At 62.9% G+C, this 17,832-nt stretch carries 12 protein-coding genes; 5 read left to right on the top strand and 7 right to left on the bottom strand.

Annotation, left to right across the window (positions count from 1 at the left end; translation table 11 throughout):
- Nucleotides 1–5: 5 nt before the first annotated feature.
- Both CAG11_RS24445 and CAG11_RS24440 read right to left on the bottom strand, forming a co-directional pair.
- Nucleotides 6–965 carry a MoxR family ATPase gene (locus tag CAG11_RS24445; RefSeq protein WP_022644092.1) on the bottom strand — a complete coding sequence of 320 codons (960 nt, stop codon included), beginning with the start codon at nt 963–965 and terminating at the stop codon, nt 6–8.
- Between the two features lie 282 nt (nt 966–1,247).
- A complete protein-coding gene (locus tag CAG11_RS24440) occupies nt 1,248–1,601 on the bottom strand; it encodes a hypothetical protein (protein WP_085598324.1) in 354 nt (117 codons plus the stop codon).
- A gap of 521 nt (nt 1,602–2,122) precedes the next feature.
- Between CAG11_RS24440 and CAG11_RS24435 the strand changes: the two genes are divergently transcribed.
- The 4 genes from CAG11_RS24435 (at nt 2,123) to CAG11_RS24415 (ending at nt 11,543) form a co-directional block, all read left to right on the top strand.
- Complete coding sequence (locus CAG11_RS24435) at nt 2,123–6,982, top strand: NAD-glutamate dehydrogenase (protein ID WP_085598322.1); 4,860 nt, start codon at nt 2,123–2,125, stop codon at nt 6,980–6,982.
- Nucleotides 6,983–7,316: 334 nt separating this feature from the next.
- The gene (locus CAG11_RS24430; RefSeq protein WP_218191785.1) at nt 7,317–8,735 is read left to right on the top strand and encodes an aldehyde dehydrogenase family protein; all 1,419 of its coding nucleotides are present in this window, start codon (nt 7,317–7,319) and stop codon (nt 8,733–8,735) included.
- Between the two features lie 252 nt (nt 8,736–8,987).
- Nucleotides 8,988–10,127 (top strand): NADH-dependent flavin oxidoreductase, encoded by a 1,140-nt coding sequence (locus CAG11_RS24420; RefSeq protein ID WP_085598318.1) that lies wholly within the window; start codon nt 8,988–8,990, stop codon nt 10,125–10,127.
- Nucleotides 10,128–10,346: 219 nt separating this feature from the next.
- Nucleotides 10,347–11,543, top strand: coding sequence for an MFS transporter (locus CAG11_RS24415; RefSeq protein WP_085598316.1), 1,197 nt, complete (start codon nt 10,347–10,349; stop codon nt 11,541–11,543).
- 221 nt (nt 11,544–11,764) lie between these two features.
- Here the strand turns inward: CAG11_RS24415 and CAG11_RS24410 are convergent, their stop codons facing one another.
- The 4 genes from CAG11_RS24410 to CAG11_RS24395 form a co-directional block, all read right to left on the bottom strand.
- On the bottom strand, nt 11,765–12,565 hold the full coding sequence (locus CAG11_RS24410; protein WP_085598314.1) for an META and DUF4377 domain-containing protein: 801 nt from the start codon (nt 12,563–12,565) through the stop codon (nt 11,765–11,767).
- 376 nt (nt 12,566–12,941) lie between these two features.
- Nucleotides 12,942–13,352, bottom strand: a complete 411-nt coding sequence (locus CAG11_RS24405) for a cupin domain-containing protein (protein WP_085598312.1) — start codon at nt 13,350–13,352, stop codon at nt 12,942–12,944.
- A gap of 105 nt (nt 13,353–13,457) precedes the next feature.
- Nucleotides 13,458–14,891 carry a PLP-dependent aminotransferase family protein gene (locus CAG11_RS24400; protein WP_085598310.1) on the bottom strand — a complete coding sequence of 478 codons (1,434 nt, stop codon included), beginning with the start codon at nt 14,889–14,891 and terminating at the stop codon, nt 13,458–13,460.
- A 90-nt stretch (nt 14,892–14,981) separates the two neighbouring features.
- Nucleotides 14,982–16,346: a glycosyltransferase family 39 protein gene (locus CAG11_RS24395; RefSeq protein WP_085598308.1), complete on the bottom strand. Its 1,365-nt coding sequence runs from the start codon at nt 16,344–16,346 to the stop codon at nt 14,982–14,984.
- A 324-nt stretch (nt 16,347–16,670) separates the two neighbouring features.
- Between CAG11_RS24395 and CAG11_RS24390 the strand changes: the two genes are divergently transcribed.
- Nucleotides 16,671–17,297: an FMN-dependent NADH-azoreductase gene (locus CAG11_RS24390; RefSeq protein ID WP_085598306.1), complete on the top strand. Its 627-nt coding sequence runs from the start codon at nt 16,671–16,673 to the stop codon at nt 17,295–17,297.
- 25 nt (nt 17,298–17,322) lie between these two features.
- On the opposite strand, the gene CAG11_RS24385 is transcribed toward CAG11_RS24390, so the two are convergent.
- Entirely contained in the window at nt 17,323–17,637 is a 315-nt protein-coding gene (locus tag CAG11_RS24385; RefSeq protein ID WP_085598304.1) for a hypothetical protein, read from the bottom strand.
- Nucleotides 17,638–17,832 lie beyond the last annotated feature (195 nt).

Genomic DNA, 17,832 nt, shown 5'->3' with positions numbered 1-17,832 from the left:
GGAGGTCAGGCGACGGCAACGACGTCGAGGATGCGCTGTACCACACGGTCCTGGTCGATGCCTGCCGCTTCTGCTTCGAAGGACAGGATGATGCGATGGCGCAGCACGTCGAACAGCACCGCCTGGATGTCCTCGGGGCTGACGAAGTCGCGTCCGGCGAGCCAGGCGTGGGCCCGCGCGCAGCGGTCCAGGGCGATGGAGCCGCGGGGGCTGGCGCCGTAGGCGATCCACTCGGCCAGCTCCGGGTCGAACTTGCCCGGGGTGCGGGTGGCCATCACCAGCTGCACCAGGTATTCCTCCACCGCGTCGGCCATGTACAGGCCGAGGATTTCCTTGCGGGCGGCGAAGATCGCCTGCTGGCTGACCCGGCGCTCGGGCAGGGTCTCGCCGTTCAAGGCCTCGCCCCGGGCCTGCTGGAGGATCCGGCGCTCTACTGCTGCATCCGGGAAGCCGATCTTGACGTGCATCAGGAAGCGGTCGAGCTGGGCTTCGGGCAGTGGGTAGGTGCCTTCCTGCTCGATGGGGTTCTGGGTCGCCATCACCAGGAACAGCGGCGACAGTTCATAGGTGCTGCGTCCAACGCTGACCTGGCGCTCGGCCATGGCCTCCAGCAGCGCCGACTGGACCTTGGCCGGGGCCCGGTTGATTTCGTCCGCCAGCACCAGGTTGTGGAAGATCGGGCCTTGCTGGAACACGAAGCTGCCGGTTTCCGGGCGATAGATCTCGGTGCCCGTGATGTCGGCTGGCAGCAGGTCGGGGGTGAACTGGATCCGATGGAACTGTGCTTCGACGCCGTCGGCCAACTCCTTGATGGCCTTGGTCTTGGCCAGCCCCGGAGCGCCCTCGACCAGCATGTGGCCGTCGGCGAGCAGGGCGATGAGCAAGCGCTCGATGAGTTTGTCCTGGCCAAGGATCTGCGTTGAAAGAAAGGTTCGCAGCGCCAATAGCGCTTCACGATGTTCCATCGGTGACTGTTCCTGGAGAGGGTGCGCCCCGGGCGGTGCGAGAACGCCAGGGCTGGGGGCGATACTTTAATCCATAGCGGGCCCCGCCGACTAACGGGGAAAGAGTGATTTCGAAAAAATCCCGGCTTTTTCCCAAGGCGGCTGGCACGACGTGAGCCTGGTGCCCGCCAGGCGGGCATGCGCAGCGGCTACATGAAGCCCCGGGCTACCCGAGGCTGGGCGTGGCCCTGTAGCCGCTGTCGAGCTTGCGAGGCTGCGCCCGGCCGCTGTCCGGGGTGGGTATCAGAGCTGGCTGATGTAGGTGCCCGTACCCTTGAGGATGTTCTTGAGGGTCAGTTCCACTTCGGCCAGGTCGGCGGCGCTGGTGGCGTGGTGGATGTGCAGGTGGTCCGAGCCGTTGAGGGCATCGGCGTCGGTCGCGGCGATCTCGATCAGCAGGGTGGTGGGGCTGAGGGTCACCTTGACCCCGTCCAGGGTCGAAGGCTCGCCGTCGAGGGTGATCTCCAGCTCGTCCTCGTCCGGGTAACGGCTCATCAGGAACATCTCGCCCTGGGTGCTGTGGCAGCAGAGCATGGCCATGTTGTCTTCTTCGTCATCGCAAGGGTTGGCGATCAGGTGGGCGGTGGTCATCTGCATGGGCACATTCCTGGGGCAGGGCAAAAGAGAGGATTCTGCCAGCCCGGGGGAATTTCTGCTGGGTTGTCTGTCAGTACGGCAGTTGTGAACGCCTGGTGCGGATGAGTCATTTTGCGCACGCAAGTCCGGTCCGTGCATGGAAAACCCCGGGTTTTCCGCCAGCTGCTGCTAGTGTTGTTCTGGGCGTGACTGCCCGGTTGCGTGCCTTTGACCGAATATGTCGCAGCATCGCAAGCAGCTGTCGCATCGCACTCGTTAAGCTGCGCAGCGGACAATTTGTTCTCAAGTGCAATAGGTTGCGTCTGTTTTGTGATGATCACCTGCCAGGGCATTGCCCCGTTCGCCCTGGCCGATGCCCATCCCGGGAAGGAGTGAATGTGACCTGCGCGTCTCGTCCAGCTTCATTCACCAGGCATCCTGCAACCTCTGCCCGAGATTCAGGAACAGGATGCGCCGGCGCCCCCCCAGCGGGGCCGAACACGACGCTACCATCAATAACAAGCCCAAGCGGAGTACCACAGATGGCGTTCTTCACCGCAGCCAGCAAGGCCGACTTCCAGCACCAACTGCAAGCGGCACTGGCGCAGCACATCAGTGAACAGGCACTGCCACAAGTGGCGCTGTTCGCTGAACAATTCTTCGGCATCATTTCCCTGGACGAACTCACCCAGCGTCGCATGTCCGACCTGGCGGGCTGCACCCTCTCTGCCTGGCGCCTGCTTGAGCGCTTCGATCACGCGCAACCGCAAGTGCGCGTCTACAACCCCGATTACGAACGTCATGGCTGGCAGTCGACCCACACCGCGGTGGAAGTCCTGCACCATGACCTGCCATTCCTGGTGGACTCGGTCCGTACCGAGCTCAACCGTCGCGGCTACAGCATCCACACCCTGCAGACCGCGGTACTCAGCGTGCGTCGCGGCAGCAAGGGCGAGCTGCTGGAAATCCTGCCCAAGGGCACCCAGGGCGAAGGCGTGCAGAAAGAGTCGCTGATGTACCTGGAGATCGACCGCTGCGCCAACGCCGCCGAACTGAGCGTGCTGGGCAAGGAGCTGGAGCAGGTGCTGGGCGAGGTGCGTGTCGCCGTAGCCGACTTCGAGCCGATGAAGGCCAAGGTCCAGGAGCTGATCCAGAGCATCGACAACAGCCAGTTCGCCATCGCTGCCGACGAGAAGTCCGAGATCAAGAGCTTCCTCGAGTGGCTGGTGGACAACCACTTCACCTTCCTGGGCTACGAGGAATTCGTGGTCGGTGCCGACCAGGACGGCGGGCATATCGAGTATGACCCGAACTCCTTCCTGGGCCTGGCCAAGCTGCTGCGCGCCGGCCTCACCGGCGACGACCTGCATATCGAAGACTATGCCGTGAACTACCTGCGCGAACCGACGCCGCTGTCGTTCGCCAAGGCGTCGCTGCCCAGCCGCGTGCATCGCCCGGCCTACCCGGATTTCGTGTCGATCCGCCAGATCGATGCCGACGGCAAGGTGATCAAGGAATGCCGCTTCATGGGCCTCTACACCTCCTCGGTGTATGGCGAGAGCGTGCGGGTGATCCCGTACATCCGCCGCAAGGTCGAGGTCATCGAGCAACGCTCCGGCTTCCAGCCCAAGGCCCACCTGGGCAAGGAACTGGCCCAGGTCCTGGAAGTGCTGCCCCGTGACGATCTGTTCCAGACGCCGGTGGACGAGCTGTTCAGCACCGTGATGTCCATCGTGCAGATCCAGGAACGCAACAAGATCCGGGTATTCCTGCGCAAGGACCCGTACGGCCGTTTCTGCTACTGCCTGGCCTACGTGCCGCGCGACATCTATTCCACCGAAGTGCGGCAGAAGATCCAGCAGGTCCTGATGGAACGCCTGCAGGCCACCGACTGCGAGTTCTGGACCTTCTTCTCCGAGTCGGTCCTTGCCCGCGTGCAACTGATCCTGCGGGTCGACCCGAAGCAGCGCATCGACATCGATCCGCTGCTGCTGGAGCGCGAAGTGGTGCAGGCCTGCCGCAGCTGGCAGGACGACTACGCCAGCCTGGTGGTCGAGAGCTTCGGCGAAGCCCACGGCACCAACGTCCTGGCTGACTTCCCGAAAGGTTTCCCGGCCGGCTACCGCGAGCGTTTCGCCGCCCACTCGGCGGTGGTGGACATGCAGCACCTGCTGAGCCTGAGCGAAAGCAACCCGCTGGTGATGAGCTTCTACCAGCCACTGGGCCAGGTGACCGGCCAGCGCGAGCTGCACTGCAAGCTGTACCACGCCGATACCCCGCTGGCGCTGTCCGACGTGCTGCCGATCCTGGAAAACCTCGGCCTGCGGGTCCTGGGTGAGTTCCCGTATCGCCTGCGCCACAACAATGGCCGCGAGTTCTGGATCCACGACTTCGCCTTCACCGCCGCCGAAGGCCTGGACCTGGACATCCAGCAGCTCAACGACACGCTGCAGGACGCTTTCGTCCACATCGTCAGCGGCGACGCCGAGAACGACGCCTTCAACCGCCTGGTGCTGACCGCCGGCCTGCCATGGCGCGACGTGGCGCTGCTGCGTGCCTACGCCCGCTACCTGAAGCAGATCCGCCTCGGTTTCGACCTGGGCTACATCGCCAGCACCCTGAACAACCACACCGATATCGCCCGCGAGCTGACCCGGTTGTTCAAGACCCGCTTCTACCTGGCCCGCAAGCTGACCCAGGAAGACCTGGACGACAAGCAGCAGCGCCTGGAGCAGGCGATCCTCACCGCCCTGGACGATGTCCAGGTGCTCAACGAGGACCGCATCCTGCGGCGCTACCTGGACCTGATCAAGGCCACCCTGCGCACCAACTTCTACCAGCCCGATGCCAACGGCCAGAACAAGTCGTACTTCAGCTTCAAGTTCAATCCGAAGCTGATCCCCGAGCTGCCCAAGCCAGTGCCGAAGTTCGAGATCTTCGTCTACTCGCCGCGGGTCGAGGGCGTGCACTTGCGCTTCGGCAACGTCGCTCGCGGCGGCCTGCGCTGGTCGGATCGCGAGGAAGACTTCCGTACCGAAGTCCTGGGCCTGGTAAAAGCCCAGCAAGTGAAGAACTCGGTGATCGTGCCGGTGGGCGCCAAGGGTGGCTTCCTGCCGCGCCGCCTGCCGCTGGGCGGCAGCCGTGACGAGATCGCCGCCGAAGGCGTAGCGTGCTACCGCATCTTCATCTCCGGCCTGCTGGACATCACCGACAACCTCAAGGACGGTGGCGTGGTGCCGCCGGCCAACGTGGTTCGCCACGACGACGATGATCCGTACCTGGTGGTGGCGGCCGACAAGGGCACCGCGACCTTCTCCGACATCGCCAACAGCATCGCCATCGACTACGGCTTCTGGCTCGGCGACGCCTTCGCCTCCGGTGGTTCGGCCGGCTACGACCACAAGAAGATGGGCATCACCGCCCGTGGCGCCTGGGTCGGCGTGCAGCGCCACTTCCGCGAGCGTGGCATCAACGTCCAGGAAGACCCGATCAGCGTGGTGGGCGTGGGCGACATGGCCGGCGACGTGTTCGGCAACGGCCTGCTGATGTCCGACAAGCTGCAACTGGTGGCGGCGTTCAACCACCTGCACATCTTCGTCGACCCGAATCCGGATCCGGCCACCAGCTTCGTCGAGCGCAAGCGCCTGTTCGACCTGCCGCGCTCGGCCTGGAGCGATTACGACGCCAGCATCATGTCCGAGGGTGGCGGCATCTTCTCCCGTAGCGCGAAGAGCATCGCCATTTCGCCGCAGATGAAGGAACGCTTCGACATCCAGGCCGACAAGCTGACCCCGACCGAGCTGCTCAACGCCTTGCTCAAGGCGCCGGTGGACCTGTTGTGGAACGGCGGCATCGGCACCTACGTCAAGGCCAGCAGCGAAAGCCACGCCGATGTCGGCGACAAGGCCAACGACGCCCTGCGGGTCAACGGCAACGAACTGCGCTGCAAGGTGGTGGGCGAGGGCGGCAACCTGGGCATGACCCAGCTGGGTCGCGTCGAGTTCGGCCTCAACGGCGGCGGCTCCAACACCGACTTCATCGACAACGCCGGTGGCGTGGACTGCTCCGACCACGAAGTGAACATCAAGATCCTGCTCAACGAAGTGGTGCAGGCCGGCGACATGACCGACAAGCAGCGCAACCAGCTGCTGGCGAGCATGACCGACGAAGTGGCGGGCCTGGTCCTGGGCAACAACTACAAGCAGACCCAGGCCCTGTCCCTGGCTGCGCGTCGCGCCTACGAGCGGATCGCCGAGTACAAGCGCCTGATGGGCGACCTGGAAGGCCGTGGCAAGCTGGACCGGGCCATCGAGTTCCTGCCCAGCGAAGAGCAGCTCAATGAGCGCGTCGCCGCTGGCAAGGGCCTGACCCGTCCGGAGCTGTCGGTGCTGATCTCCTACAGCAAGATCGATCTCAAGGAGCAGCTGCTGGGCTCCCTGGTGCCGGATGACGACTACCTGACCCGTGACATGGAAACCGCGTTCCCGCCGACCCTGGTCAGCAAGTTCGCCGAAGCCATGCGCCGTCACCGCCTGAAGCGCGAGATCGTCAGCACCCAGATCGCCAACGACCTGGTCAACCACATGGGCATCACCTTCGTGCAGCGCTTGAAGGAGTCCACCGGCATGAGCCCGGCCAACGTGGCCGGCGCCTATGTGATCGTGCGCGACATCTTCCACCTGCCGCACTGGTTCCGCCAGATCGAGGCCCTGGATCACCAGGTCTCGGCACAGGTGCAGCTGGAGCTGATGGACGAGCTGATGCGCCTGGGTCGTCGGGCCACCCGCTGGTTCCTGCGTAGCCGTCGCAACGAGCAGGATGCCGCCCGTGACGTGGCGCATTTCGGTCCGCACCTGGCAGCCCTGGGCCTGAAGCTCGACGAGCTGCTCGAAGGTCCGACCCGTGAAGGCTGGCAGTCGCGCTACACCGCCTATGTCGAGGCTGGCGTACCGGAGTTGCTGGCACGCATGGTGGCCGGTACGACCCACCTGTACACCCTGCTGCCGATCATCGAGGCTGCCGACGTCACCGGGCACGACGCCGCCGATGTGGCCAAGGCCTACTTCGCCGTGGGCAGTGCCCTGGACCTGCCGTGGTACCTGCAGCAGATCAGCGATCTGCCGGTGGCCAACAACTGGCAGGCCCAGGCACGCGAAGCCTTCCGCGACGATGTGGACTGGCAGCAGCGGGCGATCACCATCTCGGTCCTGCAAATGGCCGATGCGCCGCAAGACATGGAAGCCCGCGTGGCCCTGTGGCTTGAGCAGAACCTGAGCATGGTCGAGCGCTGGCGCGCGATGATGGTGGAAATCCGTGCCGCCAGCGGCACCGACTACGCCATGTACGCAGTGGCCAACCGGGAACTGCTGGACCTGGCCATGAGCGGCCAGTCGGGCCTGTAAGCCACCGACCCCGCTGCAACGCAAAAGCCCCGTATCGCAAGATACGGGGCTTTTTTCATTTCACGATGGCTTCTGGCCTGGTAGTTCGCTGGGCTACGCCCAATCCTTCCCGTGGTGGTTTGCGGTAACCGGTGGCCGAGAGCAGATTGCAGGATCGGGTGAAAAACTCGGACGTTTGTTCGTTCCCAAGGCCAGCTCGCGCCCATAAAGTTCTAGGCAGTTCTTCACAGCCCTTGGCGGTCTCAGTCCGGAAATACTGCCTTCGGAAAATTGGATTCTTCTGAAGCGTCGCTGGAGTCCACACCACTGAACTTCGCACTCAAGGACTTCCATTATGGCCACACTCCATCCCGATATGACTTCTCGCCTGGCAATGAATAACTATCGCACGTTCAATCCTGCGACCGGCGAGCTACTTCAGGAATATGCGACCCTCAACGATGCGCGGGCACGCCTTCTGCTCGAGGAGGCGCACGAAGCATATCTGGCGTGGCGCAGCGAGCCGCTTTCACGTCGAATCGAACTGTTCCGGAATCTAGCCAACATCATCGATGCCAACATCGATCGATTGGCCAGGCAGATTACCGTCGAGATGGGGAAGCCGCTGGAGCAAGCGAAATTCGAGGTCAGAATGCCTTCGGCCATGCTTCGGTATTACGCCGATCATGCTGTGGAACTCTTGTCTGATTCACCTGTGGCGGTCTCGGGTTTTTCCAGGGTCTACACACGACGCGAGCCTGTTGGCGCCATCGTTTGCATCGAGCCTTGGAATGGACCGCTGTACCAGGCCATGCGGGCGGCCGCGCCCAACTTGATGCTGGGCAACACCATCGTGCTCAAGCCTGCCGAGATCACTGCCGGATCGACCCTCATGCTGGAAGGGCTTTTTACCGAGGCAGGATTTCCCGAGTCGGTGTTCCAGGTTGCCCTTGCCTCCAAAGAGCAGATCTGGAACTACATCGCCGACCCTCGTGTGCGAGGAGTGACGTTGACCGGCTCGGACCGCGCTGGAGCGGTGATCGGCGAACAAGCCGGACGGCATATCAAACCGATGGTGCTCGAACTGGGCGGATCGGATCCGTTCATCGTGCTTGATTCTGCCGACGTGGTTGCCGCCGCCGCTACGGCAGCTATGTGCCGGCTGGCGCTGGGAGGGCAAATCTGCATTTCACCCAAGCGCGTCATCGTGACCGAAAAGGTGGCTGACGCATTCATCAATGCCTACAGCGAGATTTTCCGGAACCAGAGGATCGGTGACCCACTGGATCGGCAAACCACATTAGGCCCGCTGTCCAGTCCCATGGCCGTTGACACGCTGCAGGCGCAATACGATGACGCCATCGCCAAGGGGGCAAAGGTATTGGTCGAGGGTGGACGCATGTTCGGGGCGGGCGCCTACTTCAAACCAGCGGTCCTGGCCGGAATCACCCCCGACATGCGGCTCCATCGCGAGGAGGCTTTTGGTCCCGTCGGCATCATTTATCGCGTTGCCGGTGCCGAGGAAGCAGTCGCGCTGGCCAATCACAATCCATATGGCCTCGGTGGCACGGTTTATGGCCTGGATCTCGAGGAAGCAAACTGGGTCGCGCAGGCATTGGACACCGGGATGGTGGGCATCAACCAATATCTTGGGGCGCCGATCGAGATACCGTTTGGTGGCACCAATGCCTCTGGCGTCGGCCGCGAACTGGGAAGCACCGGCATGGATGCGTTCTCCAATATCAAGACTTACGCGCTGGCCTGCCTGCGCTGAGCCAGGCTCATGCAGGAGCACTTGGGGCGCACCCTGAACGGTCGGGCAAGGCACAAGAAATTGCCCAGATACCAACCAATTTCTTGTTCCACCAGCAGGGCAGAGTCGGCTTGTTCGTATCGGCCGATGCCGTGCCAGAGCCCTGTCACGCTAGGTGCGCAGTGCTGCAGGAGGTCAGCATGCAACATGCCGGATGCGCCTTCGTCCAGGTGAATCTTCTAATCAATCGATTCCAGGTAAACAGAGAACACCATGAGTCGTTTACATTCCAAGTTGTTTGAACCTCTCGCACTTGCCGATGGCATCACGTTGCGCAACCGTGTCGTGATGTCGCCCATGACCACTTGGTCAGCCACTGAGGATCTACAGGTCTCCACCGCCGAAGAAGCCTATTATCGACGCCGGGCGAAGGACATTGGCCTGGTCATTACAGGATGTGCACAGGTCACCGCGAGTGGCATCGGGTTCCCTAACGGTTTCTCAGCAACGGATGATTGCTTCATCCCTGGTCTGAGACGGCTTGCAATGGCGGCAAAAAGTGGTGGTGCCCCGGCGATCCTTCAGCTCTACCACGCCGGGAACAAGGCTCGACCGGAGCTCGTTCCCAATGGCGATGTGGTCAGTGCCAGTGCTGTTCCCACGATAGCTTCGTCGTTCAGCCTGGCGCTCACGCCGCGGGCATTGCAAGCCGATGAAATCGAGCAGATCGTAGAAGCCTTCGGCGATGCAACACGGCGGGCTATCGAAGCCGGGTTCGATGGCATCGAACTGCATGCAGCGCACGGTCTCCTGATGCAGAACTTCCTCTCGCCCACCGCCAATATCAGGCAGGACAAATGGGGTGGCTCGTTGGAGAACCGGATGCGTTTCCCGCTCGCGATCGTGACGCAAGTGAGCCACGTGATCGCTTTGCATGCCGATCGGCCATTCGTGCTTGGGGTCCGTCTGTCTCCTGAAGAATCGGATGGTTACCGGATCGACCAGACATTTGCATTTGTCGATCGTCTTCTGGAGCAGGGGGTGGATTACATCCATGTCTCGCTTGCCAGTCTGCTGGATGATCGTCCTTATGATGATCCCGATGGGGCACTCACCATCACCCGTGTCGTCGAGCGGGTCGCTGGGAGGGTTCCTGTGCTGGCGGCCGGCGCGATTCAGACGCCCGAGCAAGCCGAGCAGGCGCTGGAAACGGGTATTTCCGGTGTTGCCATCGGCCGAGGGATTATCATCGACCCCGACTGGGTCGACTTGGCACACAGTGCTCGTGAAGTTGAAACCGAGCTCGATCCTGCAAAAATCAGCGCGCTTGAAATTCCGCAGAACCTTTGGGAAAAAATCCAGGACGCACCAGGCTGGGTACCTTTGAAGGATGTTCAGGTTGCATCGAGTTAGCTTGGCTCGGACGTCACTCCAAGTCTGGATTGTCGAAGACGAAAACCGTGCGGCACCGGGACAAGCGCTGCCTTGGAACACGCGGCGATGGCCTCGGATGGACAGCGGTTGATGTGCTGATCTCTAACCTGGATGAAAGGATGGTTGCATGAAAGTACTGTCGTTGAGTCGTCGACACTTTCGACGAAGCGCTGTCCGATTTTTCCTGGTCGCGCTTCGTTGAATAGCCCAGGTCTTTCCATTTCCGGCCAGTCGGTCCTGGTGTTCACCGCTCTTGCCGGAATCATGCCGATGACGGCCTTCGTTGCCTTGATCGTACCGATAGTACGCACCTTGGGGCTGGCCGAATGGCACGCAGGACTATCGGTGACCGCATCGGGCTTGTTGTGGATGCTGTCTGCGCGTGGCTGGGGCGCGCTTGGCGATCGTATTGGCCGCCGTCGGGTACTGTTGATCGTGCTGAGTGCCTATGCGCTGGTCTATGTGGTGATGGCGTTATTCGTGGACCAGGCGTTGCGTGATCCGCCGGCGGTGTTGGTCTCGGTTGCTGTGCTGGTGGCGACTCGCGGGCTGATCGGCTTGTTCTACGCTGGAATTCTACCGACCGCGACCGCGATCATCGCTGACCTGGTGCCTGCGGGACAGCGCGCCAGTTACATGGCCCAGTTGGGGGCGGCCAATGCACTGGGGATGGTGGTTGGTCCAGCAGTGGGCGGCTGGATTGCCTACGGTGGTTTGGCGTTGTCGCTGTACGTGGCTGCAGCACTACCTTTGCTGTCGTTGTTGACGGTGTGGTGGTTGCTACCAGCATCTGCTGCTGTTGCCGTGGAGAGGAGCGGGGGACGGCGCCTGTCGCTCAGTTGGAGCGATGAGCGGCTGCTGCTGTCATTACTGACTTCCCTTGTGGTAACGGCAGCGATCAGCATCGCACAGGTGGTGGCGGGCTTCTTCGCCTTCGACCGACTGCAGTTGTCGGCAGCCGAAGGCGCTCGGGTGACTGGGCTAGTGCTGGCTGCGCTTGGCGTCGGCATAGGTCTCGCGCAAGCACTGGTAATGAACTTGCGGAAGGTTTTGCCGGTACGCTGGATCATGCTCGGGTCACTGGTTTCGACGATCGGCTTTGCGTTGGTTCCACTGGTTCAGAATCAATGGCAGCTGCTGGCCGCACATGTACTGGCGGCCTTCGGAATGGGTTTGTTGTTTCCATCGTTTCAGGCGCTCACCGCTGACTCGGTCGAGGCTCATGAGCAGGGAGCCGCAGCCGGTACAGTCGCCGCAGCCCAGGGGTTGGGCATGGTGGTTGGCCCGCTGATCGGCACGCTGCTCTATCGCTGGTCGCCCAATGCTCCATATTTGCTGATAACGCTGGTGCTGGCGGCGTTGTTGCTGGTTGCGAGCATGCGACAGCAACGCTGAAGATCTCGATCGAGTTGGTTGTATAGCGGTTCCCCAGGAGCAGGTGCCTGGAGAGATGGGAGCAGTGACCGATTGATCGATTGGCGGGCGCCTGTTTGCGGCATTGGCTGCCAGCATGGGTTTGTTGCGATGCTGGGCCGGCCAGCTTCCATGGGGAGGGGTATCGTGATCGGCTGCTCAGCGATGACAGGCCGGAGCTACCGGCCTGTCCGGAACAGTGCTTACTTGGTCTTGCCCGAGGCGTCCTGCTCGACCACCAGGTCCAGCACATAGACCTGCGACGAGGCGTCGGCTGGCGGGTTCTTCCACTCGTATTGCTTGACCCGCAGCACGGTACGCACGCCGGCGTGGTGCTCGTAGCCCTGGATCGAGTCGTACATTGGCTCCCAAGTGCCCTGGGTCGGCAGTTGCAGGCCGGCGTCGTCATAGCGCCGCTCGCGCACTTGCAGGCACTGGTGGTTGGGGATCAGCGGGTGGCTGCACTTGACGGTCTTGGCGGCCACTTCCAGGAACTTGATCTGCCCCTGGCTGCCGTAGCGGGTCTCCGGGGTTTCTTCGCCCTGGAACTTGAGCACCGAACCGTCCTGGGTGGTCAGTTGCAGCGTCGGCTCGGGAGTGTCGCCGCTGACGGTGGTACGCAGGTCGCCCTTGAGCAGGCGACCGACCTCGCTGTCCAGGTCCATCAGGCTCTTGTCGCAGGCCATCATGGTCGAAGCCAGCTGTTGCACCTTCAGCACGCCGTTCTGGTAGCTGTAGCCACCGAACTGGCCGTTGCAGCCGCCGCTGATGTTCAGGTTCTGGTCGCCGAAGGTCAGGCGCAGCTTGCCCTGGGTGCCCTTGGCCATGGCTGCGATAGGCTTGCCCGAGGCATCGGTGGCCGATACCAGGTTCCAGTAATAGGCCGGGAGCGCCGGCTGGGCGGCGGCGGGCATGGAAGGCGATCCTTCATGGGAGGTGGAAGCCGGAGTGCAGGCCTGGAGCAGGGCGGCGCACACGGCAACGAGGAGAATATTCTGTTTCATGGTTCGCTCTTTCAGCCTTGATTGAGTAGGTGCGGCAGCCTGCGCAGGCAGGATGCGCGCGCCGGTAAACAGGGGTACGAGGTCGCTCGAAGAGGGTAGCGCACTGCGCAATCCGATGGTCCCGAAGGCCGGATCGGGCGACCTCGACCGTTACCGATAGCGATGGGACAGCATGCTGGCGATTCGGTTTCACCTGGGTGTTTGCCCGGTAGTGTTACCAAATCTTGCAACATGCTGGGTGCGGCCGCCGCCGCAGGCTGTGCAGGGGCGCGCAGCGGCGTGGAGCGGGGGGATGGGATTGTCCTGTCGGACGGCGGGCCTTGTCGCAGTTTCGCCGGCTCAGCAGCGGCCACGGGTGGGTGTGGCCGATACAGGATCAATGCTCCAGGGGCGTCAGCACTTCGTCCTTGGTGTCCATCAGCATGAACACCAGCAGCTTGGCCGGTTGGGTCTGGCTGGCGTTGGCCGAGACCGGATGCTGTGAACCGGCAGGCTCGAACCAGGACTGCCCGGCCTGGTAGGTGATGCTCGGGCCATCGTTGACCCGGGAGGTGATGGCGCCTTCGAGCACGTAGGCCATGGCCGCCCCGGCATGGCGGTGGGGCACGGTAGCCTGGCCCGGGGCGTAGTCGACGGTGAGCATCATGGCCTTCTTGCCCGGCAGGTTGGCCAGGGCCTGGTCCTGCAGGATCGCCAGCTTCTCCTTGCCGTACACCGGCTCGTGGGCGGTGGCCGCCACAGAGCTGATCAGCGCGAGAGTGGCGAGGGCGGCAGTCAGGGTTTTCATCTTCGGTTTCTCCAGCGGATCGGAATGTCCTTTCAGGCTAAGCCCTGGGCGCCGGGGGCCCTATAACCAATCCCGGCGAAGACACGCAGACCAATCCACCGCCCCTCAGGTGATCTGCTGCAGGATGTCGCGCACCTTGTCCAGGGCCGGGTCGATGTCCAGGGTCTCGATGGCGCCGAAGCCGATGAACAAGCCCTCGCGGACCGGGCTGTCGTGGAAGAACTCCTGCAGCGAATAGAGTCCCACCTCGACCTTCTTCGCCAGATCCAGCAGCAGCGGAATATTCACCGGCACCTTGCACAGCGCGGCCATATGGAATCCCGCCGTGCAGGGCACCGCTTCCAGCCAGGGCGCCAGGTCGCCCTGCAGGCGCAGCAGGATGCGCTCGCGGCGCCCGGCATACACCGCGTGGCAGCGGCGGATGTGCTTTTGCAGGTAACCCTCGTCGATGAACTTGGCCAGGGCCCATTGGGGCAGGGTCGGGGTATGGCAATCGCACAGCTGCTTGGCCTTGATCACCGCCGGCAGGATGGCCGGCGGCAGCACCGCATACCCCAGGCGCAGCTGGGGCAGCATGCTTTTGGAGAAGGTCCCGACGTAGGCCACCACGCCACGGCTGTCCAGGCTCTGCAAGGAGTCGGTGGGCCGGCCCTCATAGCGGAACTCACTGTCGTAGTCGTCCTCGATGACGATGGCCCCCAGCTGTTGCGCGCGCTCCAGCAGCGCCTCGCGGCGCGCCTGGCTCATGGGCATGCCCAGGGGGAACTGATGCGACGGGGTGACATAGATCAGCCGCACGCCATCGGGAATTCGCGCCACCTCGATGCCCTCGGCATCCACCGGCACCCCCACGACCCGCGCACCCTGGGCCTGGAACAGCAGGCGAGCCGGGGTATAGCCCGGGTCCTCCATGGCCACCAGGCTGCCTGGCTCGAGCACCACCCGGGCGATCAGGTCCAGGGCCTGCTGCGCGCCATTGCACACCACGATGTCCTGGGCGGTGCACACCACCCCGCGGGAAAACGCCACGTGCCCGGCTATGGCATTGCGCAAGACCGGCAGGCCCTCCGGCTGGCTGTAGAAGCCGCCGGCCTGGGCCATGCGCCGCAAGGCATCCTGGGTGCAGCCGCGCCAGTGGTCCTGGGGGAATTGCGCGCGGGTGGTGGCGCCACCGATGAATTCGTAGCGCAGGGTGCCTTCCAGGGTCGGGTGGCGCAGCGGCGAGGGGATTGTCTGCCAGCGCTCCAGGCTCTGGACGCAGGCCAGGTCCTGGGCACTCTGCTTGCGTTCGGCCTTGACTGGGCGCGGGCTGACGAAAGTGCCCCGGCCGATCTTGCCCACCAGGTAGTTTTCATAGGTCAGCAGGGCGTAGGTATCGGATACCGTCTTGCGTGAGATGCCCAATTGCGCGGCCAGCAGCCGGCTGGGAGGCAACTGGGCGCCGGCGGCCAGGCGCCCGGAGTCGATGGCACCGCGCAGTTGCTGGTAGAGCTGCTCGGCCAGGTCCTTGCGGCCGTTGATCACTACGTGAAGTTCCATTGCCATGCCCGGGTCTGATTGATCGGCGCAAGGTTACTCGTCCCGTGGTCTTTCGTGTAGTTGCCCGGCCGCCAGCCAGCCGGGGCAAGCTCACCAGAACCAGTAGGGCAGGAACTTGGGGGTCGGCTCTATGGCCAGTTCCTGGTGGAACGTGATGGGGTTGAAGAAGAACGCATCCAGGGCAAGAAAGGCCGCGACACCATATGCCAGGACGATCAACTGGCGATGGGGATGTACGTAGTAGTTGCGGTCGACGAAGTAACGCACCACGGTGAGTACGACAAAGCTTGCGAATACGCCGAGATAGTTCGGTTGTAACGGCTTGGCACCGTAGAAGTTGTATATCCACACTGCCACGGCCAGCCCGGCGCCAATGGCGGGCAACTTCAGGCAGAACCCCAGTAGCCAGTTCCTGGCGCGGGCGAACATATCGTTCTTGTCGACGAAGATATAGGCGGCCAGCAAGGCGATGGCGGGGGTGATGGAAACGATATAGCGAGCCTTCTTCGAGTTGGGGATGGTGAAGAACAGGATCAGCGCCACGAACCATAGCGCCAGGTAGAGCAGCAACTCGCTATCGGCCTGGCGCTGGGCGCCGAAGAATGTCTTGTACTTCCTGAAGATGACATTCAGGGCGAAGAATACCGTGACGCCATAGGTGATCAGGCCGCCAGTGAAGTAGAAGTAGTAGCGGGGCTTGTGATCGCTGGCGACCCGCTCCAGGCCCTGCATCATCAGTACTTCATGCATGAAGGCCGGGCCGCCCTGCACATGGGCGGCAAACGCCAGCAGGGCCACGCCGACGATGAGCAGCAGGCCCGCGACCAGGCCGAACAGCAACAGCATGCGCCACTGCCGGCTCAGCAGGTAATAGCCGCCCACCACGATCGCCGGGCCGATCAGGCCGATGGGGCCGCGGAACATGAAGCCCAGGGCCAGCCCGACAAATACCAGGGCCAGGCGCCAGGGCTGGCGCTTCAACTGGCCGGAGTAGGCCAGGTAGAAGCACGCCACGCTGACCAATGCGGGATAGACATCCAGCGCCAGCGAGTTGACCGCATCCAGAAATCCCCAGGTCAGCAGTGCAAAGAGCACCCCGTACAGGCCCCATTGCTTGTCGTGCAGCGCTCCCAGCTTGTAGATGAAGACCAGGATCAGTGCCGCGCTGATGCAATAAGGCAGGCCCATCGACAGTATCGACAGGCGGCCGAAAGGCAGTGAGGACAAGTAGATGAGGAAAGTGTTGGCGATGGTGTAGTCAGGGTAGGGCTGCAAATCATCGGCAATGGGAAACAGCGTCATGCCGTGCTGGAGCATATAGTCGGCAAAGTCGACGAAGCGCGTGGTGTAGTTGAGAATTCCAGGCTTGTATTGCAAGCCCATGAACAGCGCAAGCGCTACTAGAAAGATACTCAGGCAAGGTCTTTGGCTGACCTGTCTCATCAAGTTGCTCATGCGCTCGTTACTTCCGGAATATACAAATATGCGGTGGCCATCGGTCCGACACCATAGAGCAACATGACTGTCTGCTTGCTGAACTGCTGCGGAACATGGTCGCGCAATCTAGTCGGCGCCAAGTTACAGGCGGGTATAAGTATCCGGCTTGAGAGTGGTCTGCCCTGAATCCCGTGGATTGGCTATAGGGCAATGTCGCGGCGACCGTTAGCCTGTTCGGCGCCGATACCGCACAGGGACTTGCCAGGATCGCCCGCCAGCGGGATCGGCCAGTCATCCAGCGTTCGCGCTGGCCTCCTTGTTTTCTGCGATACAGGTATTCCCATGAAGTTGCTTCACGTCGACGCCAGCGCCAAGGGCGAGCGCTCCAACTCCCGTGCCCTGGGCCGTTATTTCATCGAACAGTTGCAGGAGCAGGGGCTGGACCTGGAAATCGACTACCTGGACCTGGCCCGGGAGGCTCCGGCGGCCGTCACCGAGGCGTTCGCCATCGCTACCTATACCGCGCCGGCGGCCCGCACGCCGCAGATGCGCGAGACCCTGGCCGCGTCCGATGTCTTGTGTCAGCGCCTGCTGCAGGCCGATGCCTGCCTGTTCGCCATGCCCATGTACAACTGGTCGATGCCTTCGACCTTCAAGGCCTTCATCGATGCCATCACCCGTACCGAGCTGACGTACCTGAACACCCCGGACGGGATCGTCGGCCAGGTGAACCGGCAGAAGGTACTGTTCCTCACCAGCCGTGGCGCCGACCTGCGCCAGGGCACTCCCATGGCCTGGATGGATGCGCTGACCCCGGCGCTGCGGGCCGCCTTTGCCTTCATCGGCGTGCAGGATCCACGGTTCGTCGATGCCCAGCCGTTGCAGTTCGCCAACCCCGAGGCGCGCAGCGAAGCCCTGGAACGGGCTCGGCAAGAACTGCGGCAAGTAGCCGGGCAATGGGCGGCCTGAGCTACTGGCGCTAGCCTCTGGCCGTTCAAGGACGCTGTTGCGGGGTGACCGAGTTGCCGAAGGTGTTGCCCATGCGCACGCCGGTGGCAGCCGGGGTCGACAGGCCGAGCTGGTTCGGCGGGCGTTTTTCCACCGGTTTGCGCATCGCCTCGGCATTGGCCCGGGCGGCCTTGGCCGCTTGCGGGTCGTTGCCCATCTGCCGGCTCAGGCAGTTGTAGTCGGGGGCCTTGTAGCCGCCGACGCTGACCTCCACGCACCCCTCGCGTGCTTCCTCGGCCTGGGCCACCCAAGGCAGGACGCTGAGCAACAGGCTTGCGGCATAAAGACTGAATCGGTTCATGAGGGCCTCCTGGCTGGCCCGGGAAAGCGGGCTTCGATAGCGACCGAGTGTAGAGCAAAGGCCGTGCTGAAAAAGTGATGGTTTTTTTGCCGTGGCCGTAACACCAGATTCATAAACTGGCCTCAGGATGACGCTTTTCAGGGATTGGAAGGCAGTGCAGCGACGCAGAGCGCAGGTCGGGCGATGGACTTCATT

It is taken from the genome of Pseudomonas sp. B6(2017) (assembly GCF_002112765.1).
GTDB lineage: Bacteria > Pseudomonadota > Gammaproteobacteria > Pseudomonadales > Pseudomonadaceae > Aquipseudomonas > Aquipseudomonas piscis.
The sequence above is the reverse complement of the archived record's forward strand: the minus strand, read 5'-3'. Positions and strand labels throughout refer to the sequence as shown.

What these genes read in the sequence shown, in the direction of transcription:
- CAG11_RS24445 (WP_022644092.1), bottom strand. Translation starts at nt 965, where the DNA reads ATGGAACATCGTGAAGCGCTATTGGCGCTGCGAACCTTTCTTTCAACG.
- CAG11_RS24440 (WP_085598324.1), bottom strand. Translation starts at nt 1,601, where the DNA reads ATGCAGATGACCACCGCCCACCTGATCGCCAACCCTTGCGATGACGAA.
- CAG11_RS24435 (WP_085598322.1), top strand. Translation starts at nt 2,123, where the DNA reads ATGGCGTTCTTCACCGCAGCCAGCAAGGCCGACTTCCAGCACCAACTG.
- CAG11_RS24430 (WP_218191785.1), top strand. Translation starts at nt 7,317, where the DNA reads ATGGCCACACTCCATCCCGATATGACTTCTCGCCTGGCAATGAATAAC.
- CAG11_RS24420 (WP_085598318.1), top strand. Translation starts at nt 8,988, where the DNA reads ATGAGTCGTTTACATTCCAAGTTGTTTGAACCTCTCGCACTTGCCGAT.
- CAG11_RS24410 (WP_085598314.1), bottom strand. Translation starts at nt 12,565, where the DNA reads ATGAAACAGAATATTCTCCTCGTTGCCGTGTGCGCCGCCCTGCTCCAG.
- CAG11_RS24405 (WP_085598312.1), bottom strand. Translation starts at nt 13,352, where the DNA reads ATGAAAACCCTGACTGCCGCCCTCGCCACTCTCGCGCTGATCAGCTCT.
- CAG11_RS24400 (WP_085598310.1), bottom strand. Translation starts at nt 14,891, where the DNA reads ATGGAACTTCACGTAGTGATCAACGGCCGCAAGGACCTGGCCGAGCAG.
- CAG11_RS24395 (WP_085598308.1), bottom strand. Translation starts at nt 16,346, where the DNA reads ATGAGCAACTTGATGAGACAGGTCAGCCAAAGACCTTGCCTGAGTATC.
- CAG11_RS24390 (WP_085598306.1), top strand. Translation starts at nt 16,671, where the DNA reads ATGAAGTTGCTTCACGTCGACGCCAGCGCCAAGGGCGAGCGCTCCAAC.
- CAG11_RS24385 (WP_085598304.1), bottom strand. Translation starts at nt 17,637, where the DNA reads ATGAACCGATTCAGTCTTTATGCCGCAAGCCTGTTGCTCAGCGTCCTG.